Annotated in this window: 23 protein-coding genes; 10 read left to right on the forward strand and 13 right to left on the reverse strand. The window is 73.0% G+C overall.

Going from position 1 to position 24823, the window contains the following annotated elements:
• Nucleotides 1-31: 31 nt before the first annotated feature.
• Nucleotides 32-553 carry an EF-hand domain-containing protein gene (locus AB0J10_RS01810; RefSeq protein WP_363056685.1) on the forward strand — a complete coding sequence of 174 codons (522 nt, stop codon included), beginning with the start codon at nucleotides 32-34 and terminating at the stop codon, nucleotides 551-553.
• Nucleotides 554-770: 217 nt separating this feature from the next.
• On the opposite strand, the gene AB0J10_RS01815 is transcribed toward AB0J10_RS01810, so the two are convergent.
• A complete protein-coding gene (locus tag AB0J10_RS01815) occupies nucleotides 771-2048 on the reverse strand; it encodes an ABC transporter substrate-binding protein (RefSeq protein ID WP_363056687.1) in 1278 nt (425 codons plus the stop codon).
• Between the two features lie 223 nt (nucleotides 2049-2271).
• Between AB0J10_RS01815 and AB0J10_RS01820 the strand changes: the two genes are divergently transcribed.
• Both AB0J10_RS01820 and purU read left to right on the forward strand, forming a co-directional pair.
• On the forward strand, nucleotides 2272-2718 hold the full coding sequence (locus AB0J10_RS01820; RefSeq protein ID WP_363056847.1) for a hypothetical protein: 447 nt from the start codon (nucleotides 2272-2274) through the stop codon (nucleotides 2716-2718).
• A gap of 143 nt (nucleotides 2719-2861) precedes the next feature.
• Nucleotides 2862-3713, forward strand: a complete 852-nt coding sequence (gene purU / locus AB0J10_RS01825; protein WP_363056689.1) for a formyltetrahydrofolate deformylase — start codon at nucleotides 2862-2864, stop codon at nucleotides 3711-3713.
• 106 nt (nucleotides 3714-3819) lie between these two features.
• On the opposite strand, the gene AB0J10_RS01830 is transcribed toward purU, so the two are convergent.
• A complete protein-coding gene (locus tag AB0J10_RS01830) occupies nucleotides 3820-5331 on the reverse strand; it encodes a hypothetical protein (RefSeq protein ID WP_363056691.1) in 1512 nt (503 codons plus the stop codon).
• A gap of 214 nt (nucleotides 5332-5545) precedes the next feature.
• Nucleotides 5546-6928 carry a transcriptional regulator gene (locus tag AB0J10_RS01835; RefSeq protein ID WP_363056693.1) on the reverse strand — a complete coding sequence of 461 codons (1383 nt, stop codon included), beginning with the start codon at nucleotides 6926-6928 and terminating at the stop codon, nucleotides 5546-5548.
• 266 nt (nucleotides 6929-7194) lie between these two features.
• Here AB0J10_RS01835 and AB0J10_RS01840 point away from each other — a divergent pair, with 266 nt between their 5' ends.
• The 5 genes from AB0J10_RS01840 to AB0J10_RS01860 all read left to right on the forward strand — a co-directional run bounded on the left by AB0J10_RS01840 (nucleotide 7195) and on the right by AB0J10_RS01860 (nucleotide 12204).
• Entirely contained in the window at nucleotides 7195-7884 is a 690-nt protein-coding gene (locus tag AB0J10_RS01840; RefSeq protein WP_363056695.1) for a bifunctional DNA primase/polymerase, read from the forward strand.
• Between the two features lie 39 nt (nucleotides 7885-7923).
• Nucleotides 7924-8751 carry an ABC transporter ATP-binding protein gene (locus AB0J10_RS01845; RefSeq protein ID WP_363056697.1) on the forward strand — a complete coding sequence of 276 codons (828 nt, stop codon included), beginning with the start codon at nucleotides 7924-7926 and terminating at the stop codon, nucleotides 8749-8751.
• Nucleotides 8748-10361: a transporter gene (locus AB0J10_RS01850; protein WP_363056699.1), complete on the forward strand. Its 1614-nt coding sequence runs from the start codon at nucleotides 8748-8750 to the stop codon at nucleotides 10359-10361. The genes AB0J10_RS01845 and AB0J10_RS01850 overlap by 4 nt, the downstream gene beginning before the upstream one ends.
• A gap of 326 nt (nucleotides 10362-10687) precedes the next feature.
• Nucleotides 10688-11329, forward strand: coding sequence for a hypothetical protein (locus tag AB0J10_RS01855; RefSeq protein ID WP_363056701.1), 642 nt, complete (start codon nucleotides 10688-10690; stop codon nucleotides 11327-11329).
• A gap of 434 nt (nucleotides 11330-11763) precedes the next feature.
• Nucleotides 11764-12204 (forward strand): subtilase-type protease inhibitor, encoded by a 441-nt coding sequence (locus AB0J10_RS01860; RefSeq protein ID WP_363056703.1) that lies wholly within the window; start codon nucleotides 11764-11766, stop codon nucleotides 12202-12204.
• 145 nt (nucleotides 12205-12349) lie between these two features.
• On the opposite strand, the gene AB0J10_RS01865 is transcribed toward AB0J10_RS01860, so the two are convergent.
• Together AB0J10_RS01865 and AB0J10_RS01870 are read right to left on the reverse strand one after the other, a co-directional pair.
• Entirely contained in the window at nucleotides 12350-13213 is an 864-nt protein-coding gene (locus AB0J10_RS01865; protein WP_363056705.1) for an alpha/beta hydrolase, read from the reverse strand.
• Between the two features lie 800 nt (nucleotides 13214-14013).
• Entirely contained in the window at nucleotides 14014-14706 is a 693-nt protein-coding gene (locus AB0J10_RS01870) for a metal-dependent transcriptional regulator (protein ID WP_363056707.1), read from the reverse strand.
• A 151-nt stretch (nucleotides 14707-14857) separates the two neighbouring features.
• Here AB0J10_RS01870 and AB0J10_RS01875 point away from each other — a divergent pair, with 151 nt between their 5' ends.
• The gene (locus tag AB0J10_RS01875) at nucleotides 14858-15613 is read left to right on the forward strand and encodes an SIS domain-containing protein (protein ID WP_363056709.1); all 756 of its coding nucleotides are present in this window, start codon (nucleotides 14858-14860) and stop codon (nucleotides 15611-15613) included.
• A gap of 69 nt (nucleotides 15614-15682) precedes the next feature.
• Here AB0J10_RS01875 and AB0J10_RS01880 read toward each other — a convergent pair whose 3' ends face one another.
• Entirely contained in the window at nucleotides 15683-17041 is a 1359-nt protein-coding gene (locus AB0J10_RS01880) for a PAS domain-containing protein (RefSeq protein WP_363056711.1), read from the reverse strand.
• A 414-nt stretch (nucleotides 17042-17455) separates the two neighbouring features.
• On the reverse strand, nucleotides 17456-18115 hold the full coding sequence (gene pdxH, locus AB0J10_RS01885; protein ID WP_363056713.1) for a pyridoxamine 5'-phosphate oxidase: 660 nt from the start codon (nucleotides 18113-18115) through the stop codon (nucleotides 17456-17458).
• A 334-nt stretch (nucleotides 18116-18449) separates the two neighbouring features.
• Here pdxH and AB0J10_RS01890 point away from each other — a divergent pair, with 334 nt between their 5' ends.
• Nucleotides 18450-19607, forward strand: coding sequence for a citrate synthase 2 (locus tag AB0J10_RS01890; protein WP_363056715.1), 1158 nt, complete (start codon nucleotides 18450-18452; stop codon nucleotides 19605-19607).
• Between the two features lie 73 nt (nucleotides 19608-19680).
• Here AB0J10_RS01890 and AB0J10_RS01895 read toward each other — a convergent pair whose 3' ends face one another.
• The 6 genes from AB0J10_RS01895 to AB0J10_RS01920 form a co-directional block, all read right to left on the reverse strand.
• Nucleotides 19681-20727: a 2-oxoglutarate and iron-dependent oxygenase domain-containing protein gene (locus AB0J10_RS01895; RefSeq protein ID WP_363056717.1), complete on the reverse strand. Its 1047-nt coding sequence runs from the start codon at nucleotides 20725-20727 to the stop codon at nucleotides 19681-19683.
• A 454-nt stretch (nucleotides 20728-21181) separates the two neighbouring features.
• A complete protein-coding gene (locus AB0J10_RS01900; RefSeq protein ID WP_363056719.1) occupies nucleotides 21182-21583 on the reverse strand; it encodes a DNA-binding protein in 402 nt (133 codons plus the stop codon).
• The gene (locus AB0J10_RS01905; RefSeq protein ID WP_363056721.1) at nucleotides 21580-21828 is read right to left on the reverse strand and encodes a hypothetical protein; all 249 of its coding nucleotides are present in this window, start codon (nucleotides 21826-21828) and stop codon (nucleotides 21580-21582) included. The genes AB0J10_RS01900 and AB0J10_RS01905 overlap by 4 nt, the downstream gene beginning before the upstream one ends.
• A 48-nt stretch (nucleotides 21829-21876) precedes the next feature.
• Nucleotides 21877-22476: a TetR/AcrR family transcriptional regulator gene (locus AB0J10_RS01910; protein WP_363056723.1), complete on the reverse strand. Its 600-nt coding sequence runs from the start codon at nucleotides 22474-22476 to the stop codon at nucleotides 21877-21879.
• Nucleotides 22464-23213, reverse strand: a complete 750-nt coding sequence (locus tag AB0J10_RS01915; RefSeq protein ID WP_363056725.1) for an enoyl-CoA hydratase family protein — start codon at nucleotides 23211-23213, stop codon at nucleotides 22464-22466. The genes AB0J10_RS01910 and AB0J10_RS01915 overlap by 13 nt, the downstream gene beginning before the upstream one ends.
• Nucleotides 23210-24817 carry a 4-coumarate--CoA ligase family protein gene (locus tag AB0J10_RS01920; protein ID WP_363056727.1) on the reverse strand — a complete coding sequence of 536 codons (1608 nt, stop codon included), beginning with the start codon at nucleotides 24815-24817 and terminating at the stop codon, nucleotides 23210-23212. The genes AB0J10_RS01915 and AB0J10_RS01920 overlap by 4 nt, the downstream gene beginning before the upstream one ends.
• Nucleotides 24818-24823 lie beyond the last annotated feature (6 nt).

A 24823-nucleotide genomic window follows, 5' to 3' on the forward strand; every position in this document is an offset into this window, starting at 1 on the left:
ACGGACCGCTCTGACGACGTACGCTCCCCGCATGGACAGCGCAGAATACGAGCGCAAGATCGCCCACCGGTTCGCCGAGTTCGACCAGGACGGCAACGGCTACATCGATCGCGCGGACTTCAGCAAGGCGGCCGCGGTGCTCCTCTCCGAGTTCGGCACGACCGCCCGCTCCGACAAGGGGCAGGCCCTGTACTCGGGCGCGGAGGCGTTCTGGCAGGGCATGGCGGGCATCGCCGACGTCGACGGCGACCAGCGGGTCTCCCGTCAGGAGTTCGTCACGGGCGCCGTCAAGCGCCTGCGTGACAACCCCCGCCGCTTCGCGGAGATCGCCCGGCCCTTCCTGCACGCGGTCGTCGCGATCGCCGACGAGGACGGCTCCGGGGTCACCCGGGGCGGCGCCGAGCGGGTGCTCCGCGCCCTCGGCGTCGAGCCCGACCGCTGCACGGCGGTGGCCGCCGCGCTGGACTCCGACGGGGACGACCGGATCAGCGAGGAGCAGATCCTCGAGGCGTTCGCCGCCTACTACGTGACCGCGGAGCCCGACGCCCCCTGAGCCTCCGGCCCCGGACCGTCCGGCCGCACGGGCCCCGGAGACCGCGGAAGCCACCCCGCGGGACCGGGGCCCCGTCATGCCCGCCCCGGGACCTGCCCGGGTCGGCCACCCCCCGGTCCCGTCCCCGCCGCAGCCCCCGTCGCCGCCCGGTCCCGGTCGCCCCGAGGCCCCCACCCCCGCACGGACCGGTCGTCGCCGGGCCACCGGAACCGGCCGGTCAGGCCAAGGGCACCTGCGACATCGTCCGGGCCACGTTGACGAAGCCCGGCCGCTGGGCGACCAGACGGCCGTCCCGGACGACCTGGAAGGTCACGTTCGGGTTCACGATCCGGGGGAAGCCCGGCACTCCGAGCATGTCCTCGAAACGCCAGCGCAGCGCGGGCGTGAGACCGCCGGTGTCCACGTTGACACCGGTGTCGAGGGCGTGGGACACGGCGCTCGGTGTGACGCCGTCGCGGTCGAGCGCCTCGATCACCTTCTTCAGGACGGTGTACGCGATCCAGGTGGTCTGCACCCCCGCGTCCGCCGGGTCGATCCGGTCGTCGCCGAACGCATGGTCCTTGATCACCTGCCGCATCACGCCCCAGCGGGCGTCCCCGGCGTCGGGGTACCAGCCGGTCATGTACGCCCCCTCGAACGGCCCGCCCGCCCCGCCCGTACGGTCGATCAGCGGCTGGTCGACGGAGCTGAGGACGGAGGAGATCCGCACGCCCCTGTCGTCCTCCGGCAGCCGGCGGAAGGAGTCGAAGAAGTTCGCGGTGCGCTCGCCGAGGACGGCCGTGACACAGCCGCTCCGGCCGCCGGCCTCGGCCCGGGCCCGCTCGGCCTCCGCCAGGTACTCGGTGGCGTCCTCCGCGGCCTTGACGTCGGTGGACGGCCGCCCCTCGCCCTCGGACAGCCCGGTGTTCAGGAGCACCGGGAGGTTGTCGCCGGCGATCGTGTCGGGCCGCACCAGCGACACCTGGCGGCAGCTGTCCGCCAGTTGCCGGCCGTTGCCGGCGAGGAGCGCCGCCTGGCCTCCGTTCACCGGGTAGGAGAGGTAGCTGGTGAACTCCTCCTCGGACACCCCGTAGCCGCCTATGTACGGAACGCCGGCGGCTTCCAGCGGCGCCATGAAGGCCCGGCCGTTCTGGCTGTACGAGCCGACCACGGCGACCGCGCCCTCGGCCACCGCGCGCCGGGCACAGGCCGCCGCGCCCGCCGTCGTGTTGTGCTCGTTGCAGGTCAACACCCGAAGTTCGTGACCGTCGATGCCGCCCTTCTCGTTGACGTACTTGGCGTACGCCTGGGCCATGGCGGGCATCCCGGGCATGTTCGTGGCCCGGGTCTCCTCGGGGGCGAAGGTCATCACGGTGATCGGCTCCCTGACCCCCGTCGAGCCGCCGGGGAGCACCCCGCACCCGACGAGTGACGCGCCGACGGCCGCCGTGCACGCGGCGAGAGCCGTCGCGGTCCTGAGCGGGCGGTGGAGGAAGAAGCGTCGCCTACCGGTCATGTCCCTGCACAATTCCGCCCCATGGGTAACACCGGAGTGGTGATGGTTCAACGCAGGGTGACGGCGAGGTGAATTGCAGGGGGCCGGGATCGTCGGATGACGGAGAACGTACGATCGAGACCGGGCTAGCTTCGGTGCTGACCGTGTCGCGGAGCTCGCAAGGACCGAGCTCACGAGGTGAACGTCAATGAACTCTTCCCGCCGCGGCCGTCGCTCCTCCACCATGGGCGACATGCCGCTCAACGACATGCCCTGGTGGCGCTGGCGTGCCAATGTGCGCTCGGCGCTGCACATGTTCTCCGACCCCGCCTTCCACCAGGAGACCTGGCTGGCAGGCCACGAGGGGTACGGCGACGTCACCGACGCCGTCTACCGGCTGGTCGAGGACACCTGGCTGGACAACTGGTCCGCCGAGAAGTACGTGGGGACGATCTTCCGGGACTCCGGCGAGGCCGCCCTCGTCGACGTGGCCGTGCTGCGGGTGCTGCGGATCATGCACCAGGTCGGCGCGGACGCGCCGGTCTCGGCGTACCTGGAGCACCACGCCTGGCCCGAGGCCGTGCGAGCCGCTCGGGAGGCCCACGTACTGCTGGCGACGAACGACGGGGAGGACCCGGACGCTCCGCCGCGCACCCTGGAAGTGCTGCGGATCATGACGCGTTCGGCCTGACGGTCGCGGAACACGGCGCGGCTCCCGGGCGACGGGAACCGGGGACACCGCGGTCCGCCCGACGGACGCGGGGGTCACGATCACGCGGTCCGCCTGACGGACGCCGCTCCGCCGCGGGCCCGGGGGTGTGACACCCTACGAGGATGACCGACCAGTACGTCCTCACGCTCTCCTGCCCGGACAAGCAGGGCATCGTGCACGCGGTGTCCAGCTACCTCTTCATCACCGGCTGCAACATCGAGGACAGCCAGCAGTTCGGGGACCGGGACACCGGCCTGTTCTTCATGCGGGTGCACTTCTCGGCCGAGGACCCGGTGACCGTGGACAAGCTGCGCGCCGGCTTCGCCGCCGTGGGCGACTCGTTCTCCATGGACTGGCAGATCCACCGCGCCGACGAACGCATGCGGATCGTGCTGCTGGTCAGCAAGTTCGGCCACTGCCTGAACGACCTGCTGTTCCGGTCGAGGATCGGGGCGCTGCCGGTCGACATCGCCGCCGTGGTCTCCAACCACACCGACTTCGCGGAACTCGTCGCCTCCTACAACATTCCGTTCCGGCACATCCCGGTCACCAAGGACACCAAGCCGCAGGCCGAGGCGGAACTGCTGGAGCTGGTGCGCGAGGAGAACGTCGAACTGGTCGTGCTCGCACGCTACATGCAGGTCCTCTCCGACGACCTCTGCAAGCAGCTGAGCGGCAGGATCATCAACATCCACCACTCCTTCCTGCCGAGCTTCAAGGGCGCGAAGCCATACCACCAGGCGCACGCCCGCGGTGTGAAGCTGATCGGCGCGACGGCTCACTACGTGACGGCCGACCTCGACGAGGGCCCGATCATCGAGCAGGAGGTGGAGCGCGTCGGCCACGAGGTGACGCCGGAGCAACTGGTCGCCGTCGGCCGCGACGTGGAGTGCCAGGCGCTGGCCCGCGCGGTGAAGTGGCACGCGGAGCACCGGATCCTCCTGAACGGCCACCGCACGGTGGTGTTCGCCTGAGGGCTTGCAGGGAGCCGAGGTGTTGCCTGCCTGCAAGCCCTGAGGTGCCGCATCGGGCAGGGCCGGCCGTCGCGACGGGTCGACCCCGCCCCACCGCCGCCACGGCTCAGAGCTGTTCCGCGCGGCGCTCCGTCAGGTCGTACTTCGCCGCGATCCGGTTCCAGAGGGTCGCGGCCTCGCGCTTCGCCTTCGTCGCCACACCGCTCTGGACATTGCCCTGGGCGGTCTGGCCCGTGTTGCGAGCCTTGCCGCCCTTGCAACCCTTCTTCTCCTTCACCTGGCCCGCCCACGCGGCGTAGTGGTCGTCCGCCGAGGCCGACGCCTCCCACGCCCTCGTCAGGGACTCGGTGAGCGCCTGGCTGTCCGGAAGCCGGTCCACGGAGACGCCCTGCAGACGGGTCACCAGCCCGCGGCGCTGCTCCGCCGCGCCGCGCAGGTCCGAGGCCGCCTGGTCCAGGTTCTGGCAGGTCTTGATCGACTCGACGGAGCGGATCACCGCGGCCCGGCTGTCGTTGCTGTCCGCGAGGAGCTTGTCGAGCTCCACGGCCTGAGCCTTCGCCGGGTCGTCCGCCGCCCCGCCGGACGGGTCGACCGCGGGCGAAGTCGCCGCGGCGGGAGTCGTGTCGGCGCCCGGTTCCGCGTCGTCACCGCCGCCGAACATCAGCGCGCTCGCGCCGAGCCCGAGCACGGCACAGCCCACCACGACCGCGGCGATCAGCGGCAACCGCGCGGAGTTCCGCGAGGTACTCCCCCGGGAGGGAGCGGGCTCCGCGGTGCGGCGGGCCGCACGGCCGCCCGGGGAGGCGTACGGCGGCTGGGCGCCGTACGCCGGCTCCTGCACGGGCGGCAGGTGCTGCGTCGCCTCCGCCCCGCCGGCCCCGCCGGCCTCGCTGCGGAACAGGTTGTCGAACTCCGCCGGCGGCTGCCGGTCCCCCGGCGTTCCGGGGCGGATGCCGTACGGGGCACCGGGCGGCGGCGCGGGGGCGTCCCGGTGCGACACGGGCGGCAGGTACTGCGTCGCCTCCGCCCCGCCGGCCGGAGCGGCCGGAGCGGAGCCCGCCTGCCGCGCCCCGAGGAGCCGCGTCGACTCCCCCGGGCTCTCCGGCGGCAGGGCCCCGGGCCCCGGTGGGACCGGGGCGATGTACCGGGTGGCGTCCTCGGCGGGTCCCGCCGGGGGAACGGGAGCGATGTACTGCGTCGCGTCACCGGCCCCCGCCGGGACGGGAGCGATGTACTGGGTGGCGTCCTCGGCGGGTCCCGCCGGGACGGGAGCGATGTACTGGGTCGCGTCGGCGTCGGGCGCGGGCGCCTGCGCGCCCTGCTGCCCGTAGCCGTACCCGTACGGCGGCTGCGTCGGCGTCTGCTGGGGCTCCTGAGGCGGCAGTGCCCCGTCGTGCACGGGCCGCGTGTACGGCGCGCCTGGCGGCTCCTCCTGCGGCAGCGGCTGCGCGTCCTGTCCGGGGCCCCAGGGCGCACCCCACGGGGTACCACCGGACGGGGCGACCTGCTGCCCTCCGGGTATGAAGGGCTCGCTGCCGTCCGCGGGCAGCACGACGCCCTCGTGCGCGGGTCGCGAGGCGGGATGCCGCGCCCCGTCACCCTGTCCGCTGTGCGTCACCGGGACTCCTACGTGTCAACCTACGGAATCGTCGGCTCACGCTACCGGGTGACTCAGGGCGTCCGCACACGCGTGTGGTGGCCGTAACAAGAACACCTGCGGAGACGCTGTTAAGAACTCAAGACCCGTACCGGGACGGGGAACCGCCCACCCGCGACCGGCCCCCGGCTCGCGTCCGGGCGGTCCCGCCGGACACGGGACCGCCCGGGCCCGCTCACGCCGCCTGCAACTGCAGTCTCGCGCCGAACTCGCGTACGGACGGCTCCGCCGCGTACGGCTCCAGCCGCTGGTTCAGGTCCTCCAGGTACTCCGTGCCACGGCTGGTGCGGAGGGTGCCGAGGAGCTCCATCGCCCGTGTGCCCGTGCTGCAGGCCTCCTCGACCTCGCGCTGTTGGAGCCGGGCCGTGGCCAGCAGGACCAGGCCGATCCCCCGGCGCCGTGCGCGCGACTCGGGATGCCCGTCCAGGGACTCGGCGGCCCGGCGGACCGCCTGGTCGGCCTGGCCGAGGTCGCGGTGGCAGTGGGCCAGCTCGTCGGCGAGGTACGCATGGTCGAAGTGGGCGATCCAGTCGGGGTCGTCGCCCGACTCGGTGTTCGCCCTGTCCAGTGCGGCGATGGCCCTGCCGGCCGCCTCCTGGCAGGTACGCGCGTCCCCGAGCAGCGCGTGCCCCCGGGCCTCCGCCGCGTGGAACATCGCTTCCGCGCGCGGTGTTACCTGGCCCCGGGCGCCCTCCTGCGCGGCTCGCGCGAGCTGGGCGATCTCCCTCGGGTTCCCCAGCTCCGCGGCGAGATGGCTCATCGACGCGGCCAGGACGTAGCCGCCGTAGGCACGGTCGCCCGCGGCCTGGGCCAGCCGCAGGGCCTGGATGTAGTAGCGCTGGGCGAGGCCCGGCTGGCCCGTGTCGACGGCCATGTAGCCCGCCAGCTCCGTGAGCCGCGCCACCGCGGCGAAGAGCTGCCGCCCCACCGGCTCCCGGTACGAGCCGGAGAGCAAGCCGGACACCACGCTGTTGAGGTAGTGGACGACGACCGGCCGGACGTGCCCGGCGCCGAACCGGTGGTCGAGACCGGTGAGCGCCTGCGTCATCGCCCGCACGGCCTCGACGTCCGGGAGACCCACCCGCGCCCCGGCCTGCCGGGCCACCTGGGTGTCGGCCCCGGTGATCAGCCAGTCCCGACTGGGCTCGACGAGCGCCGAGGCGGCCACCGTCGAACCGGTCAGGAAGTCGCGCCGGCCCACGTCGCTGCGCCACAGCTCGCAGACCTGCTCGATCGCCCCGACCACGGTGGGGGCGAACTGCAGCCCCACACCGGACGCCAGGTTCTTGCCGTTGGCCATCCCGATCTCGTCGATCGTGACCGTGCGGCCCAGCTTGCGGCCCAGTGCCTCCGCGATGATGCCGGGCGCCCTGCCGCGCGGCTGCTGCCCGCGCAGCCAGCGCGCCACCGACGTCTTGTCGTAGCGCAGATCGAGGCCGCGTTCCGCCCCGACCATGTTGACCCTGCGGGCCAGACCGGCGTTGGAGCATCCGGCTTCCTGGATCAGCGCCTGCAGCCGTTCGTTCGGCTGACGGGCGACGAGTGGCCTCGCTGCCATCACTAACCCCCTGTGCCGGACCGCGCCGGTCGTGATCTCCGTGGTGATTGCCATCGATCACTTCCCGGCGTTATCCGGAGAATGCCAATGAGCTCGGACGATTACGGGTGAATGCCGCTCACCCGCAACTGGCTACCCGCCCGCCGGGTCCGGCCCGCATGCGCGCCCCCGTCCGTGCACCCGTGCGCCCCACGTGGGGGATCGGTGCGCCACCGCCCGGAGCCGCGCGCCCGTAACCCGGCCTGGTGGGGGGAGTTGTGTTTATCGTGGAAGACACCATCGACGGGCCGATCGGCCTCACCGAGGCGGCGCAGATCCCCGTACAGCGCGGCGCACAACTGCTGGACAGCGCGGTCCGTTACGTGGAGGAGCGCCACTGGGACGTGTTCCCCGGCACCTGGCTGGAGGCCGTGGAGGGCGCCGAGCGGTGCTCGTGCGGCGCGCCCGTGTGCGATGCGCCGGGGGCGCACGCCGCCCGGCCGGACTGGTCCGGCCAGGCGAGCGGCAGCGCCGTCGCCGCGCGCCGGCTGTGGGGGAGGCAGCCGCGGGCGTCGATCCTGATGCCCACGGGGAGGACGTTCGACGCCCTGGACGTCCCGGAGTCGGCCGGTTTCCTCGCCCTGGCCCGGATGGAGCGAATGGACATGGCTCTCGGGCCGGTGATCTGCGGCCCGAACCGGCGCATGCTGTTCCTCGTCCTGCCGGGCGCGGCCGTGAGGCTCCCGGACCTGGTGCGCAGGCTCGGCTGGATGCCCAGCTCGCTCGACCTGGTGGCGCGCGGCGACGGGCAGTACGTGGCGGCGCCGCCGACCCGCGTCGGCGGCCAGGGAGCCGTGCAGTGGGTGCGCAAGCCGACGCCCGCGAACCGCTGGCTGCCGGACGCCGAGGAGCTGATCAGCCCGCTGGCCTACGCCTGCGGACGAGAGGCCGCCGACGGGCGGGGCCGCCGATCGTAGGGTTGTTCCCGTACCACGGGGACAACGGAAGGCGGCAACATGCCCGACCAGGCATCGGACCGGACGGTGGACACGGCGGGCGGCGCGCCCGGGGAGGCACCTCCCGCCGTCCGGGTGGAGGGGCTCTGGAAGCGGTTCGGCGAACAGATCGCGGTCGCAGGCGTCGATCTGGTGCTGCCCGCGGGCAAGTTCATCGGCCTGGTCGGCCCCAACGGCGCCGGCAAGACCACGACCCTGTCGATGGTCACCGGGCTCCTCCGCCCCGACCAGGGACGCATCGAGGTGGCCGGCCACGACGTCTGGAGGGACCCGGTCGAGGTCAAGTCCCGGATCGGTGTCCTGCCCGAGGGCCTGCGGTTGTTCGAGCGGCTGTCCGGCGGTGAACTCCTCTCCTACACCGGCCGGTTGCGCGGACTCCCCGGCGAGGAGGTGGACAAGCGGGCCGCCCAGCTGCTGGACGTGCTGGATCTCGCCGGCGCCCGGCACAAGCTGGTCGTCGACTACTCGACCGGTATGCGCAAGAAGATCGGCCTGGCGGCGGCACTGCTGCACAATCCGCAGGTGCTGTTCCTGGACGAGCCGTTCGAGGGCGTCGACCCGGTGTCCGCACAGACCATCCGCGGGGTTCTGGAGCGGTACACCGCGTCGGGGGCGACCGTCGTGTTCTCCAGCCACGTCATGGAGCTGGTGGAATCGCTGTGCGACTGGGTCGCGGTGATGGCCGCCGGCCGGATCAGGGCGCACGGCCCTCTCGCCGAGGTCCGCGGTTCGGCGCGGTCCCTGCAGGACGCCTTCCTCGAGTTGGTCGGTGCGAACGGGCGGGACACCGGCGAGGCGCTGGACTGGCTCGGCGGAGGTGCCCGGTGACGGCCACGACTCCCGGCCCGGCCCCCTCGCTCACGTCCGTGTTCGTACGGCTCAAACTGTCGCTGCTGGCCAACGGACTGCGGCAGTCGTCCGGCCGCACGGCCGCGTTCGTCACCTCGGCCGTCCTGGCGCTGCTGGTCGCCGCGGGCCAGTTCATCGGCTTCGTCCTGCTGCGCGGCACCGCGCACGCGACCTCCCTGGTGGTGCTGCTGGTGGCGGTGCTGGCACTGGGCTGGGCGTTCCTCCCGCTGTTCTTCCCGAGCGGTGACGAGACGCTGGACCCGACCCGGCTGGTGATGCTGCCGCTGCGACCGGGTCCGATGGTGTCGGCTCTGCTGGTGGCGTCGCTGGTCGGCATCGGGCCGCTGTTCACGCTCTGTCTGGTGGTCGGCGCCGCGCTGGCCCTGGCGCACGGGGCCGCCGGGGTGGTGGCCGCGGTGGTCGCCGTGCCGCTGGCGGTGCTGGTGTGCGTGGCCCTGGCGCGGGCGGTCGCCGCCGCCAACATCCGCCTGCTGACCAGCCGCAAGGGTCGCGACCTGGCCGTGCTGAGCGGTCTGGTGATCGCGGTCGGGATCCAGTTCGTGAACTTCGGTGTGCAGCGCCTCGGCCAGGCCGGTGGGCTCTCCGCGCTGGACCCGGCGGCGGCCGTGGTCCGCTGGCTACCGCCCGCGGCGGCGCTCGGCGCCGTCGACTCCGCGAGCACCGGGGCGTACGGGACGGCCGCCGCCCAAATCGCGCTGTCCGGCGCCGCCCTGGCCGCCCTGCTCTACGGATGGCAGCGCAGTCTGACGCGTCTGATGACCGCCCCGGACGGCTCGACCCTCGGGGCGGCCTCGGAGCCGACCCGGCGGAACACGTCCACGGGCCCGCACCGGCTGCTGCCGGGCGGGCGCACGGGCACGGTCATGCAGCGCAGCCTCCGCTACGTCTGGCGTGACCCGAAGACGAAGACCGCGTGGGTGACGGCACTGGTGATCGGGCTGATCGTGCCGCTGTTCAACGCCCTTCAGGGGACGGGTTCGATCTACCTCGCCTGTTTCGCTTCGGGAATGCTCGGCATCCAGATGTACAACCAGTTCGGCCAGGACACGTCGGCGTTCTGGATGGTCGCGCAGACGATCGCCTCACCCCGGGACGCGTTCCTCGAACTACGTGGCCGCGCGATGGCGTTGCTGCTGATCACCCTGCCGTACACGATGCTGGTGACGGTCGCCACGGCCGCCGTGCTGGGCGACTGGCGGGCGCTGCCGGAGGCGCTGGGGATCGCGCTGGGGCTGCTCGGCGCGATGATGGCGACCGGCGCGGTGGCCTCGGCGCGTTTCCCGTACTCGATCCCGCAGGACAGCGCCTACAAGAGCGTGGCGCCGGGGCAGGGCGGGCTCGCGTGGATCTCCATCTTCGGCGGGATGATCGCCTCGGCTCTGCTGTGCTCCCCGCTGATCGCGCTGACGATCTGGCTGAACGCCGCGAACGCCGCGTCGGCGCTGTGGGTCCTGCTGCCGCTGGGTGCGGTCTACGGCGCGGCGGTGGCCTGGGGCGGGCTGCGGGTGGCGGCCCCTCAGACGGCCGCCCGGCTGCCGGAGATCCTGACGGCGGTCAGCAAGGGGTGACCACGGCCTGATCCGTACCGTACGCCGGGCGCCGAGGGCCATGACGTACGGTACGGATCATGTCCATGCCTCCTCCGCCCCAGGGACAACCGCAGTACCCGGGGTATCCGCCACCGGCGCAGGGCGCGGCGCAGCCGCAGCCGGGCCCTTACGGCTCCCCGCATCCGGGTCCGTACGGCTCCGGACAGCCGGGTCCCCACGGTCCGGGACAGCCGGGCCCCTACGGTCCTCCGCCACAGCAGGGAGGTCCGTACGGCCCGCCGCAGAACGGCCCGTACGGACCGCCGCCGCCCTACCCGCAGCAGGGTGGTTGGGCTCCCCCGCCCGTGCAGCCGAAGAAGTTCTGGTCCGGCCCGAAGGCCGCGATCATCGGGGTGTCGGTCGCCGTGGCCGTCGCGGTGCTCGCATGGGCGGGGAACCGGGGCGGCGGCTCCGGCTCCTTCCCGGAGGCCACGCACAAGGTCACCCTCCCCGGGACGCTGCTGGGCGGCGAGTACACGCTGTCCCAGGACCTCTCGGAGCAGGGCGACTCCGCGCTGGCGGGCGCGAGCGAGGCCAACATCCGTGACCCGAAGGGCGTGGTGGGCCAGTACGCGTCGACCGACGCGAAGAAGGCGGGGGTTCTGGTGCTCTCGGCCCTGTACGGGCAGATCAAGGATCCGGACGACGCCCGGGAGAGCATGCTGAAGGGCGCCGCCCGGTCGGAGGGCGCGACGATCGCCGTGCCGCCGAAGGACATCGAGGTGCCCGGCTCCGACGTCACCGTCACCTGCCAGGTACTGACCGCCGCGTCCACCGGCGGGAAGAGCTCCTTCCCCATGTGCGCCTGGGCGGACGGGAACACCAACGGCTCCGTCGCCGAGGTGACCCCCGAGACGGCGACGGCCGGCCCCGAGTCGCTGGACCTGCGGGCGGCGGCAGCGAACACTCTGAAGGTACGGGAAGAGGTCAGGAAGCCCATCGACTGAGCCTCCGATTGTGGAGGTGGCGTGCAGAACGCATGACCTCACGACGACGGGCCGGCAACGGAGTTCACACCACTCCGGCGCCGGCCCTTCGCTGTATACGAAGGCGTACTACGGAACACGCCGAGCACCCGGACAAGGCTCCGCGACAGGCGCAGGATTCCGGCCGAAGCGCACGAAGCAGCGGTATTCAAAGGCGAAACCATTTTTGTATCACCGCAGGCCAGGCTTTCGTTCCGCCTTGGACCACTCCTGGTTGTCCATATGGCGGACAACGCGGCGCACACCTCGCACACCCCTCCCGAGCTGCCCGAACGGCCATTCGGTAGGCACACCTTGAACGTATGCGGCCGGAAACAGGTGATGGATGTGCGATCACTGTACGCATCAGCAAGACTCCCGACCGCAACCGCACACACCGTCAAAGGGGTTCACTCATGCGTTACATCGTCCACACACTCGGCGCGACGGCCTCCGCTGCGGCGCTCGTGCTCGGCGGCCTGGCCGCGGGCACCGCGCACGCCGATGCCGCCGGTCACACGGGGCTCTACGCGCCGTCCGCCCTGGTGCTGGCGGTCGGCAGGGGCGAAGCCGCCGCGACGGCGACCGTCGAGCGCGCGGTCACGCTGAACTGCGCCCCGGCGCCGAGCGGCACCCACCCGTCCGCCCGCGCGGCCTGCGGTGAACTGAAGGCGGTGAACGGCGAGTTCGCCATGCTGACCGGCACGTCCGAGCGCCCCTGCACCCGGCAGTGGGACCCGGTCACGATCACCGCGACCGGGGTCTGGGAGGGCAAGCGCGTCGACTGGTCCGCCACCTACGGCAACGCGTGCGAGATGCGCGAGAGCATGAACGGCTCCGCCGTCTTCGCCTTCTGAGGCCCCCTCTGCCGCGGCGGACCGGGGCGATACGACGGCGGTCCCGGTCCGCCGCACCGCCGGCGCGGCACGCCGGCACCCCCATGGACTGGATGGCCCCCCTCCCCGGCCATCCGGTCCCGGGCGGGGCCGAGGGACCCCACCGTCAGTCCGTCAGGGCGCCTTCGAGGAAGGGCTCGACGACCGCGCGCCAGGCTTCCGGCTGGTCGTAGTGGACGAGGTGGCCGGCATCCGCCACCTCCGCGTACTGCCCGCGAGGCAGTACCCGGACCATCTCCTGTGCCTCCGCACGCCCCAGTTCCCCGTCGAGCCCGCGGACCACGAGCGTCGGACACGTGACCTGGGCGAGCGAGTCCCAGTGCGCGTCGTGCACCCAGGTCGCCCGGGACCGCAGCATCTGGCGGCGGGAGAAGACGGGCCGCCAGCCGTCCGCCCGTTCGGCCATCACCTCGACGAAGAACTCGCCCCGGGACGGACTGGGGCGCTCCACCCAGGGGTCGTCCTCGCCGAACCACTTCCGCACGTCCGCCAGCGTCGCGAACGGCACGGGCCACGAGCGGAACCAGTCCTCCCACTCCCGCTGCGAGGCAGCCCCGAGCGCGGAGGCGCGCATGTCGCAGATCACCAGGGCCCGCACGAGGTCGGGACGCTCGGCGGCGAGCTGCCAGGCGGTCAGGGCACCCATGGAGTGACCGACGAGGATCGCCGGCGCCAGACCCAGCCGCTCCACCGCGGCCGCCGCGTCCGCGACGTACGCCTCGCGGGTGAACGCTCCGTCGGCGGGCCGCTCGCTTCGGCCGTGCCCGCGCTGGTCGAGGGCGACCGCCCGGTGCCGCTCGGACATCCAGCGGGCGGTCCGGGCCCAGTGCGAGGCCCGGCCCATCAGCCCGTGCAGGAGTAAGACGCCCGGGACACGGTCCGTCTCACCGCGCCCCTTGGGCGGGTCGGCGAACTCCCAGGCCGCGAGCCGTACACCGGCCGTACCGGCCACGTCGATGCGCCGCACCATCGTCCTGGCACCCCCTTCTGGCCCCGTGGTTCCCCGGCCTCTCCGAAGCGATCGAGCTCGGCCAGACTATCGAACTTCCATTCGAAAACCGGCTTCCGGCGAGCAACACCCCTCGTTCGAGTGACCACCCCCAAGGATTGAGGGGCCTCGCCGAGGGGAGATCTTCAGCGGGAGGCGGGCCGCTCGGGGAAAAACGGTCCGAGGGGATTGACCCTGGGAGCTCGGGGCTCCGGGTCAGCGAAGGGGAGGACAGGCCCCGGCGCCGCAGGGCGCCGGGGCCCTCCGCGTTGGACAGCGGCATGATCCGCTCCCTCCCCTGCGGCTGGGCCGACCCCCCGGCCCCACCCGGCCCGGCCCGGTCATCTCAGCCACAGAGTGGCACGCAAACGGCCATGGCGCTGCCGTTCCGGCCGGAAAGCGCGTTCCGAGAGGGGTCTCACGGCGGGCGGGGGAGTCGCGCGGCGGGCACGCGTCGCACACCGAGCGGCGCAGCGCGCCCGTGCCGCCGACGCACGGTACGGACGCGCCCCAGGAGGTTCCCCGTCACCCGCGGGGCACGCGAGGGCTCGCGGGACGGAAACCGGACGAACCCGGGCCCGGGACCCGATGGGCCGGGCAACCCGGGCCGGCGGGACCGGGCGGGACCGGGCGGGACCGGCGGCCAGGCCCGGTGGCCCGGTGGGACCGGCGGCCAGGCCCGGTGGGCCGGTGGGACCGGCGGCCAGGCCCGGTGGGCCGGGGTCGCTCTCAGTGGCCTTCGGCGGACGGCCGCCGTCGCCGGGGGCGCACGGACCGGATGCTCAGCGCTTCGCCACGAAGACGTGCGAGGCGACGTCCGTCTCCAGCTCCGCGGCCTCACCCCCGCTGCCCACCAGCACCCCGCCCGCGGACTCGGTCACGCTCACCACCGAGCCGGGCTGCACACCGGCGCGGCGCAGCGTGTACATCAGCTGGGCGTCCGTCTGGATCGGCTCCCCGATCCGGCGGACCACCACCGTCTTGGCCTCCGTGCCGGCGTCGAGATCGGCCAGGCTGACCATGCCGTCGTCCAGGAACGCCTCGGCCTCCGCCTTCTCGCCCAGCTCCTCCAGGCCCGGGATCGGGTTGCCGTACGGCGACTCGGTCGGGTGCCGCAGGAGCTCGAGGACGCGCCGCTCCACGGCCTCGCTCATCACGTGCTCCCAGCGGCACGCCTCGGCGTGGACCTGCTCCCACTCCAGGCCGATCACATCGACCAGGAGGCACTCGGCGAGCCGGTGCTTGCGCATCACACGGGTGGCGAGCCGGCGGCCCTCCTCGGTCAGCTCCAGGTGACGGTCGCCCGCGACCGTCACGAGCCCGTCGCGCTCCATCCGCGCGACGGTCTGGCTGACCGTCGGCCCGCTCTGGTCGAGACGCTCCGCGATGCGGGCGCGCATCGGGACCACGCCTTCCTCTTCCAGCTCGAGGATGGTGCGGAGATACATCTCCGTGGTGTCGATCAGTCCGGACATACGTGCCCCTCGAAGAAGTCGTGCCGTGGCCCTGCCTCAATTCTGACGCATGCCGACGACAACCGGGCCATGCCTGCCTGGAACCCGTATTGACAGAGCAATGGTCCAGACCGCAACGTGATCCGCGACACGACGAGAAGGGGCGACCGCGATGGGCGAGAACGAGCTGGCGGGTCGGTTCCTCGACGCCGCGATCGGCCTGCTGGAGCGCGTGCGCGACGAGGAGGGGGCGAACATCGCGGCGGCCGGTGCGGCGATCGCCGACACCGTCGCCGCGGGTGGGAGACTGTTCGCCTTCGGCGCGGGCCACTCCTCGCTCGCCGCGCAGGACGTCGTCTACCGCGCGGGCGGTCTGGCGCTGATGAACCTGCTCGCCGTCCCCGGCACCGTCGGTGTCGACGTGATGCCCGCGACCCTCGGCTCCGCACTGGAGCGCGTCGACGGCCTCGCCGGTGCCGTACTCGACTCCAGCCCCGCAAGCGCCGGCGACGTGCTGGTCGTCGTCTCCCTCTCCGGCCGCAACTCCCTGCCCGTCGAGATGGCCCTGAACGCGCGGGCGCTCGGACTGAAGGTGATCGGGGTGACGTCCGTGGCGTACGCCGCGGAGACGAAGTCCCGGCACACCTCGGGCACGTTCCTCAAGGACCACTGCGACATCGTCCTCGACTCCAAGATCGCGGTCGGCGACGCCGAGCTCACCGCGCCGGGCGTCGCGGCCCCGTTCGCGCCCGCCTCCACGGTCGTCACCAGCGCCCTGATGCAGGCGACCCTCGCCGCCGCGGCCGGCGCACTGGCCGAACGCGGCATCGAGCCGCCCCTGCTGCGGTCGGGGAACGTGGACGGCGGGCACGAGTGGAACGGCCGGGTCATGGCCGAGTACGCGGACCGGATCTTCTACCGCCGCTGAGCGGCCCGCCCCAGGCGGGCCCGTGCCGGCGGAACCCCGGCACGGGCCCGGTCTCGGCGAGCGGAACTGTCAGCCGCGCGCCCGGGCCAGGTCCAGTGCGGCTGCCACGTGCGTCGCGACGCTCTCCGCGTACTCCGCGTCGGGGCGCTCGAAGCGGGGGCGGTTGGCGGACCGCAGGAAGGTGACGACACCGAGCGTGCGGCCGCGGCTGCGGAGCACCGTGGACAGGGCGTGCACCGCGTCGCGCGGCCACTGGCGTTCCGCGGCCCAGCTCTCGGTGCGGTCCGGCCCCCCTCCCGTACTGGTGCGGACGGAGCCGGCGCGGTCCATCGCCTGGAGTGCGGGGTGGCCCTGCGGATACCGGAGCGGGATGCCCGCCCCCGCCACCCGGGCCACCGGCCCCGGGGCACCCGACGGTGTCGCCGCGGCCCGTACCAGCCGTTCGCCGTCCTCCGACAGCACGTCGACGAGGGCGTGGTCGGCGAATCCGGCGAGAGCGAAGTCGAGCCGTGTCGTCGCCGCCTCCATCGGGTCCTCGCACTCGGCCGCCGCCCTGGCGGCTCGGTGCAGTTGGCTGAACCGGAACCGCAGCCGGTCCGCCTCCTGCTCCGCGAGCTTGGCCTGGGTGACGTCCTGGAACAGCCAGCCGACGCCCAGCGGCACCGGTTCCTCGGCAAGCGGCGACGCCAGCCTGAGGAATCCGCTGCGCCAGCATCTGCGCTGCTCGCCCTCGTCGGTGCGCACCGTCAGCCACAGCTCGACGAGCGCGCCGGGCGCACCGTCGGCGAGCACGTGGTGCAGTGCGCCCTCCAGCTCCTCGACGCCCTGCACGACCAGCTCTCCGAGCGGGCGGCCGAGCATCGTGGTGCGCCCGGCGGAGCCCAGCATCCGGGCCGCCTGCCGGTTCACGACGGCGGGCCGCAGGTCCACGTCCACCAGCACGACACCCCATGACGCGTCCTCGAACAGCGCCTCGCTCAAGGCGATCGACCGCTCCAGATCGATCTGGGCGTGCACCTCGCTGAACGCGCAGTACACCCCGGCGGGCCCGCCGTCGGCGCCGCGCACCCCGGCGGACTGCGTCCGGACGAGCACCCGCCCGCCGTCCTTGCGCAGCAGCGCGAACTCGTGCACCTGGCGGCCCGGTGCGGTCATCGCGGCCATCAGCCGGCCCTGCACGTCGTCCGCGTCCGCGGTCCGCACGGCCCATCCGGCGAAACCGCGCCGTCCCACGGCCTCCTCCGCCGACCAGCCGAGGATCCGCTCGGCCTCCCGGTTCCAGTGGGTGATCACACCGTCCGCGTCGAACGCGCACAGCGCGGCGTCCATCCCGTCCAGCAGCGCCGCGAGCAGATCGGAACCGGGGCCGTCCCGCTCCGGCTCGTCCGGACCCAGCGCGCTGGCGGCCTCGCTCTTGGAAGCACTCATCCCGGCACCCCCTGCAGGACGTGTCCTCGGCCCGTGCCGCCCTCCGCAAAGCGGCACCCCCGATCATTCAACTGGAACGTGACTCAGGACACATCGATTTCCCGGAAATCGTCGCCCGGGCAAAAAGGGGTTGAGTCGCCCTCGCGAGGTTCCTAGTGTGGGACGCCTCGAGAAGGGAGGTGATTCGGAACATGATGGCATTCCGGACGCGAGAGGTGGCTGCGGGCTAGCGGCCCGTCGTCGCACCTTCGTGCACCTCGGCAGGGCCACTGCCGAAATCCAAGCAGTCACCGACCCGCGGGCTCGCCGGTACGTCCGGCCGGCTTCCTCCTCGGAGGGACCCGAGCCCGCGGGTTTCTGCGTTCCCGGCCCCAGCCGCGGCGCGCACCTCACTCCGCCCGGCCCGCCCGCGGTTCACGGGGCCAGCCGCTCCACGCGCCAGTCGCCGGGCCCCTCCGGGGTACGGACGTAGCGGAGGCGGTCGTGGAGCCGGTTCTCGTGGCCCTGCCAGAACTCGACGGTCCCGGGCGTCACCCGGTAACCGCCCCAATCCGGCGGCACCGGCACCTGCTCACCCGCCGGGTACCGGTCGGCGAGTTCCTCGTACCGCCGCAGCAGCTCCCCACGGGACGCGAGCACCGAGGACTGGGGGCTGGCCCAGGCACCGAGTTGGGAGCCGTGGGGCCGGGTGCGGAAGTACGCGGCCGTCTCGTCGCGGCCCACCCTGGCGGCGGTGCCGGTGACGATGATCTGGCGGGTCAGCGGGTGCCACGGGAACAGCAGCGAGACGTGCGGGTTGGCCTCGAGCTCACGGCCCTTGCGCGAGAGGTAGTTCGTGTAGAAGACGAAGCCGCGGTCGTCGAAGTGCTTCAGCAGCACGGTCCGGGAGGACGGACGGCCGTCGGGCGTGGCCGTGCAGACGATCATGGCGTTCGGCTCGTGGAGCCGGCCGGCCGCGGCGTCCTTGAACCAGTGGACGAACTGTTCCATCGGATCGGCGGGCAGGTCCGCCTCGTCGAGCGGCGTCGAGCGGTAGTGCTCGCGCATGGCGGCTGGGTCGAGGGCGTCGGTCACGGGGTCATCCTGCCGCACGGGCCACGGGTGGCCCCCCGCCCTCCGGGGGCCGGCGCCGTGGCGGTCGGGGCGGGGCGCCACGGCGCCCTTCACCGTCGGGAGCGCAGCCGAGTCTTCCCGGCACGGAGTGCCGCCAATCCTCCCGGACCGCATCGGCGCCGTGTGCCGGATGTCACGCTTCCCCGCGTCGGAGGAACCGGCCAAAATCGTGCGCTGGGCCGCTGTGGCCTCCCTACGACGCGGAGCGGGTGACCACGCGCCGCGCGGGGCATCACCGTGGTGGTGACCCACCCCGGCCGAAGCTTGTCTCGCACATATCCTGAGGAGCCGCCTGATGTCCGATTTCGTACCCGGACTCGAGGGAGTCGTCGCGTTCGAGACGGAGATCGCCGAACCCGACAAGGAGGGCGGCGCGCTCCGCTACCGCGGTGTCGACATCGAGGACCTCGTCGGCCACGTCTCCTTCGGGAACGTGTGGGGGCTGCTGGTGGACGGGGCGTTCAACCCCGGCCTGCCACCCGCCGAGCCGTTCCCGATCCCGGTCCACTCCGGTGACATCCGCGTCGACGTGCAGTCGGCGCTCGCGATGCTCGCCCCCGTGTGGGGGCTGAAGCCGCTCCTCGACATCGACGAGGCGCGGGCTCGCGACGACCTCGCCCGCGCCGCCGTGATGGCGCTCTCGTACGTGGCACAGAGTGCCCGCGGCCAGGGGCTGCCGATGGTGCCGCAGCGGGAGATCGACAAGGCCGAGTCGGTCGTCGAGCGGTTCATGATCCGCTGGCGGGGCGAGCCGGACCCCAAGCACGTCAAGGCCGTCGACGCCTACTGGACGTCGGCCGCCGAGCACGGCATGAACGCCTCCACCTTCACCGCCCGGGTCATCGCCTCGACGGGCGCCGACGTCGCTGCCGCGCTCTCCGGCGCCGTCGGCGCCATGTCGGGTCCGCTGCACGGCGGCGCCCCGTCCCGGGTGCTGGGCATGATCGAGGAGATCGAACGCACCGGGGACGCGGTCGCCTACGTCAGGAAGGCCCTGGACAAGGGCGAGCGCCTGATGGGCTTCGGCCACCGGGTGTACCGGGCCGAGGACCCGCGCGCCCGCGTCCTGCGGCGGACGGCGAAGGAGCTGGGCGCGCCCCGCTACGAGATCGCGGAGGCGCTGGAGAGGGCCGCACTGGAGGAGCTGCACAACCGCCGCCCGGACCGGGTCCTGGCGACGAACGTGGAGTTCTGGGCGGCGATCATGCTGGACTTCGCCGAGGTCCCCGCGCACATGTTCACGTCGATGTTCAGCTGCGCCCGTACGGCGGGCTGGTCGGCGCACATCCTGGAGCAGAAGCGCACCGGCCGTCTGGTGCGGCCGTCCGCCCGCTACGTCGGCCCCGGCCCGCGGGACCCGCGCTCGATCGAGGGCTACGCAGACATCGCCGCCATCGCCGACACCGCAGACACCGCAGACACCGCAGACACCGCAGACACCGCCGCGCGGTAGCGCGCGCGACCGTGTGACGGACCCTGCCCGGTGCTGCGACGGTCCGGACCGGTGGGGCCGGGCCGTCGGGCGGTCAGGCCGCCCGCTCCACGAGATCCGCGTGGTGGCGGGCGGCGACCAGCGGATGCGCCCGCAGCTTGCCCTTGAGCTCGTTGCGTCCGTACTCGGCGAACAGCGGGTTGGCCGGGTCGGTGGTGACGCCGGGCGCGTCCGCCGCGTACGGGAAGGGCAGCGGGGCGACCCGGGCGTCGAGCCGCGGGTTGAAGAAGAACGGCACGGAGAACCGCTCGGTGGCACCGGGCGGGCTGACCACCCGGTGGTTGGTGGCGACGAGGTAGCCGTTGGTGGCGACCTCGAGGAGCTCGCCGAGGTTGACGACGAACGCGCCGGGCAGCGGCGGTACGTCGTGGAAGAGACCGTCCTCCCGCTGCACCTGGAGACCGCCGATCCGGTCCTGGTGGAGCAGGGTGAGGAAGCCGTAGTCCTTGTGGGCGCCGACGCCCTGGTCGGCGCCGTCGCCGGCGCTGCCGGGGTAGCGGACCAGCTTCAGGTGCAGATGTGCCCGGTCGCCGAAGACGTCGTCGTAGAAGTCCGGCGGGGCGCCGATGGCCGCGAGCAGCTCGTGGAGCAGCCGGTGCGCGACCGCGCTGAGCCGCTCGATCCAGCCGAGTGCGGCGGTGCGCAGCTCGGGCAGCGCGGCGGGCCACTGGTTGGGACCCTCCAGCCACCAGTACGCGGGCTCGCCCGGCGCGGGTATGTGCGCGGGCCGCTCGGCGCCGATGTCGAGCTGGTCGCGCCAGTCGCGGCTGCCGCCGGTGCGCTCGTCGCCGATGCGCGTGTAGCCGCGGAAGTGGGGCGAGTTGACGTTGTCTATGGCGTGCCGCTCGGCCTCGGGCAGGGTGAAGAACGCGCGCGTCGCACGCATGAGCGCGTCGGTCTCGGCCTCGGTGACGCCGTGGCCCACCAGCTGGAAGAAGCCGACGTCGTGAGCGGCGGCGTGCAGGCGGGCGTGCAGGTCGGCGCGGGCCGCCGGGCCGCGGTCGGCCGCGGAGAGGTCGACGACCGGGAGCTGCGAGAGGTCGCGCGAGGCGTGCCGCGGGAGGTGCTGCGAAGAAGACATGGGTGCGTCCGCTGTTCTGTGTCCCGGCCGCCGGTCCCGGTGGTGACCGGGTGCGTGTGCCGCCGACGTCCGCCGGGGTGGGGGCGGGGCCGGTGGGCCGGATGGGGTGGAGTCAGGGCGTGGGGCGGAGGTGAGCCCGACAGCCCATGCTCGTGACGCGGAGGAAGTCCACGTGGCGACGGCGAACGAGCGGAAGCATGGGAAAAGGGTACGACGCGGGCCCGGCGAGCGGCCGTGACCCGGGTCACAGGGCCCGTGGGCAGGTTCGTCCACCGGTCCGCGACTGGTCCGGGCCACGGGCCGGCACGGACGGACACCCGGCGCTCCCGGGCGACCACCCCCGGTCGGGCACGACGGCTCCGCCCCGACCGGGCCGCGCGCGGTGGGCCGCATCCCGGCGGCGCGGGACCGGACACCGGCCGCGGGAAGGCTTCGCCCCGGCCGGGCCGCCCGGTCAGATGCCCATGAGCCGGATCCGGTCGCCGCAGAGCCTGGCCATGTCGTCGGGATCGGACGTCATCATCACCACGGGGCCCGGCTGGCGCAGCGCCATCTCGGCGACGGTCGCGTCGATGGCGTACTCGCGGCCGTGCAGTCCGGCGTCCTTGAGCAGCCGGGCGGCGGCCTTCGCGGACGCCTCGGTGACGGGCTCCACCCTGACGCGGGAGAGGAGCCAGTGCAGCCGGGGGATGCCGGTTCCGGCGTGGGTGGCTTCGATGACGGTGTTCGCGCAGAGAGCCAGGGTGGCTTCCTGCTCGTAGAAGATCTGGATGCGTCTTTCGACCTTGCGATCCTGCCGGATCCAGGCCGACAGCCCCTCGGAGTCCAGGACGAGGGTGTTGACCACGGGACTCAAGCGGTCCTCGCACCGGCGTCAGGAGCGAGCACTGCGGCGATCTCCGCACGCGCCTCGGCGAGCTCGTCCTCGGTGAAGGCACCGTGTTCGTCCTGATACCGCCTGAGCTCCTCACCGAGCAGCTCATGTCTGATCTTCCGCGCCACCGCCTCGGCCACGTACGCGGACACGTTGTCCGTCAGCTTCTTCAGCGCTTCCACGTCGGCGGTGGGGAGGGTCACCGTGATGCGTGTCGTACCGGCCATGGAACCAGGCTATCCCACATCTGCATACCGTCAGTATGCAGATACGTTTCACCCCAGCTCCTCCTCCAGCAACCGCGCCCACTGCCCCACGACCCGCTTCCGCCGTGCCGCGTCGTCGGTCAGCAGGTTCGCCAGCCCCAGGCCGCGGGCCATGTCGAGCAGGCCCTGGACGGTCTCCCGCACGCCCGGCACCGTCTCGTCCGCGCCGAGCAGCTCCACCGCGATCCGGTGGGTCTCGCGGCCGACCCTCGCCTCCAGTTCGGTGACGCGGCCGCGCAGCTGCTCCTCGTTGGAGGCCGCGACCCACAGATGGAGGGCGGCGCGGAAGAGCGGACCGGTGTAGAGGTCGACCAGGGCGGCCACGACTGCCGCCCGGCTCTGCCCCGGAAGGGACCGCAGCGCCGACGACCGCTCCTCCGCCACATATTCCACGGCCGCCGTGAACAGGTCCTCCCTGGTCGGGAAGTGGTGCTGTGCCGCGCCCCGCGAGACCCCGGCCCGCTCGGCGACCACCGAGACGGTGGAGCCCGCCCAGCCGCGTTCGGCGAGGCAGGCCACCGCGGCCTCCAGCAGCCGCTGCCGGGTGGCCCGGCTGCGGTCCTGCTTGGGCTCCTTGGCGGAGCCGGCGGGGGAGGTCACAACACCCATGCGGGGTCCCGTCGTTCGAGGAAGGCCGTCATCCCCTCGCGCGCCTCCGCGGAGGCGAAGATCGACGCCGAGCGCTGGACGAGATCCTCGGCGTCGCGTTCGAAGGTCTCCCGCACCCTAGCCGTGAGCAGCTGTTTCGTCGCATCGAGGGCCTGCGGCGAAGCCTTGCGGAAGCCGTCGAGTACCGGCGCCAGGGCCTCGTCCACATCCTCGGCGACGGCCGTCAGCAGGCCCATGCGGGCCGCCTCCACGGCGCCGAAGCGCTCTCCGCTCAGGTAGTAGCGGGCCGCCGCCCGGGGCTCCAGGCGCGGCAGCAGCGGCAGGGAGATCACGGCGGGCGCCACCCCGATCCGCACCTCCGTGAACGCGAAGTCGGACCCGGCGGACGCCGCGGCGACGTCACAGGCGCCGACGAGACCGAGCCCGCCGGCCCGCACATGGCCGTCCACCCGCGCCACCACGGGCTTGGGGAGTTCGACGATCCGCCGCAGCAGCGCGACGAACGTGTAAGGGTTCGGGGGCTCCTTCAGATCGGCGCCGGCACTGAAGGTGCCGCCGGTGTGGGTCAGGACGACGGCCCGTACGGCGGGGTCCTTCCCGCACTCGGCCACGGCGTCGCCCAGCTCGCCGACGAGCCGCGCCGAGAGGGCGTTGCGGTTCGCCGGCGAGTCCAGCGTCAGGGTCGCGATGCCGCGTGCTGTGGCCGCCTTGACGGTCTCCGTGCCGGTGGATGTCACGTGGTCTCCTTCTCCGATTCCTCCCGGGCCTCCCGGGTCTCCCGCTCGCGCAGCTCGCGGCGGAGGATCTTCCCCGAGGCGGCCCGGGGGACCCCGTCGATGAACTCGACGCGCCGGATCTTCTTGTACGGGGCCACCCGCTCGGCGACATGGGCGAGGACGGCGTCGGCGGTCAGATCGGGCGCGGCGGCCTGCCGTACGACGTACGCCTTGGGTATCTCGTTCCCGTCGTCGTCGTGGACGCCGATCACGGCGGCGTCCGCGATCCCCTCGTGGGTGAGCAGCAGGGCCTCCAGCTCGGCCGGGGCGACCTGGAATCCCTTGTACTTGATGAGCTCCTTGACCCGGTCGACGACGAACAGCCAGCCGTCCTCGTCCACCCGGCCGATGTCGCCGGTGTGGACCCAGCCGTCACCGTCGATCATGGCGGCGGTTGCGTCGGGGCGGTTCAGATAGCCCTTCATCACCTGCGGCCCGCGGATGGCGATCTCGCCCTCCTCGCCGGGTGCGGCGTCCCGGCCGGGGTCGTCGAGCGCCAGGATCCGCATCTCCGTGCCGGGCAGCAGTTTGCCCACGGCGCCGGGCGGCGGGTTCTCCGCGTCGAGCGGCACGACATGGGTGCCGGGCGACAGCTCAGTCATGCCGTACGCCTGGAGCACCGGCGGCAGACCGAGCCGCTCGGAGCAGGCGCGGGCGAGTCCGGCGTCGAGCGGGGCGGCGGCGCTGACGACGTACTCCAGCGACGACAGGTCGTAGCGGGCGACAGCCGGGTGCTTGGCCAGGGCCAGCACGATCGGCGGAGCGACGTACAGGGCGTTGATCCGGTGCTTCTCGATCGCGGCGAGGAACTGGTCGAGGTCGAACCGCGGCAGGACGACGACGGTGGCGCCGTTGCGCAGCGGGGCGTTCATCAGCGCGGTGAGGCCGTAGATGTGGAAGAACGGCAGCACGGCGAGGACGCGGTCGCCGGGCTTCATGGGGATCACCGGTTCCAGCTGCACCAGATTGGTGGCGATGGACCGGTGGGTGAGCATGACGCCCTTGGGCACGCCGGTGGTGCCGGAGGAGTACGGCAGGGCCGCGACGTCCTCCGCCGGGTCGATGGCGACGCCGGGTTCGGGGGCGGTGGAGCCGAGCATGGCGAGGATCGAGCGGTGGCCGTCGGCCTGGTCGCAGACGAAGATCTCCTCGATCCCGCCGACCAGTTCAGCCGCGCGCCGCGCCGCTTCGAGCAGCGGGGAGACGGTGACGATCCAGCGGGCGGAGGAGTCGCGCAGCTGCTTGGCGAACTCCTCCGCCGTGGAGAGCGGATGGACGGTGGTGACGGACGCCCCGGCGCGCGTGGCGGCGTAGAAGACCGTCGGGTAGGCGATCGTGTTGGGGCTGTGCAGGGCGAGCACGTCGCCCTTGCGGACGCCCGCGTCGGCGAACGCCGCCGAGAGCCTGCGGTGGTACGCGTCGAGCTGGGCGTACGTGAGCTTCGTGCCGGCGGTCCCGTCGATCAGGGCGACGGTGTCGCCGTACTCGGCGGCCCGGCCCAGGACGGCTTCGTGGATCGGGACGGAGAGGGACGGTACGTCCGCGTACTCGCTGTGCATCACCATGGCAGC

It is taken from the genome of Streptomyces sp. NPDC049887, assembly GCF_040656535.1.
Lineage (GTDB): Bacteria > Actinomycetota > Actinomycetes > Streptomycetales > Streptomycetaceae > Streptomyces.

What these genes read in the sequence shown, in the direction of transcription:
- AB0J10_RS01895 (WP_363056717.1), bottom strand. Translation starts at nt 20,727, where the DNA reads ATGTCTTCTTCGCAGCACCTCCCGCGGCACGCCTCGCGCGACCTCTCG.
- AB0J10_RS01860 (WP_363056703.1), top strand. Translation starts at nt 11,764, where the DNA reads ATGCGTTACATCGTCCACACACTCGGCGCGACGGCCTCCGCTGCGGCG.
- AB0J10_RS01875 (WP_363056709.1), top strand. Translation starts at nt 14,858, where the DNA reads ATGGGCGAGAACGAGCTGGCGGGTCGGTTCCTCGACGCCGCGATCGGC.
- AB0J10_RS01815 (WP_363056687.1), bottom strand. Translation starts at nt 2,048, where the DNA reads ATGACCGGTAGGCGACGCTTCTTCCTCCACCGCCCGCTCAGGACCGCG.
- AB0J10_RS01820 (WP_363056847.1), top strand. Translation starts at nt 2,272, where the DNA reads ATGGGCGACATGCCGCTCAACGACATGCCCTGGTGGCGCTGGCGTGCC.
- AB0J10_RS01845 (WP_363056697.1), top strand. Translation starts at nt 7,924, where the DNA reads ATGCCCGACCAGGCATCGGACCGGACGGTGGACACGGCGGGCGGCGCG.
- AB0J10_RS01835 (WP_363056693.1), bottom strand. Translation starts at nt 6,928, where the DNA reads ATGGCAGCGAGGCCACTCGTCGCCCGTCAGCCGAACGAACGGCTGCAG.
- purU (WP_363056689.1), top strand. Translation starts at nt 2,862, where the DNA reads ATGACCGACCAGTACGTCCTCACGCTCTCCTGCCCGGACAAGCAGGGC.
- AB0J10_RS01890 (WP_363056715.1), top strand. Translation starts at nt 18,450, where the DNA reads ATGTCCGATTTCGTACCCGGACTCGAGGGAGTCGTCGCGTTCGAGACG.
- AB0J10_RS01910 (WP_363056723.1), bottom strand. Translation starts at nt 22,476, where the DNA reads ATGGGTGTTGTGACCTCCCCCGCCGGCTCCGCCAAGGAGCCCAAGCAG.
- AB0J10_RS01865 (WP_363056705.1), bottom strand. Translation starts at nt 13,213, where the DNA reads ATGGTGCGGCGCATCGACGTGGCCGGTACGGCCGGTGTACGGCTCGCG.
- AB0J10_RS01870 (WP_363056707.1), bottom strand. Translation starts at nt 14,706, where the DNA reads ATGTCCGGACTGATCGACACCACGGAGATGTATCTCCGCACCATCCTC.
- AB0J10_RS01880 (WP_363056711.1), bottom strand. Translation starts at nt 17,041, where the DNA reads ATGAGTGCTTCCAAGAGCGAGGCCGCCAGCGCGCTGGGTCCGGACGAG.
- AB0J10_RS01810 (WP_363056685.1), top strand. Translation starts at nt 32, where the DNA reads ATGGACAGCGCAGAATACGAGCGCAAGATCGCCCACCGGTTCGCCGAG.
- AB0J10_RS01920 (WP_363056727.1), bottom strand. Translation starts at nt 24,817, where the DNA reads ATGGTGATGCACAGCGAGTACGCGGACGTACCGTCCCTCTCCGTCCCG.
- AB0J10_RS01905 (WP_363056721.1), bottom strand. Translation starts at nt 21,828, where the DNA reads ATGGCCGGTACGACACGCATCACGGTGACCCTCCCCACCGCCGACGTG.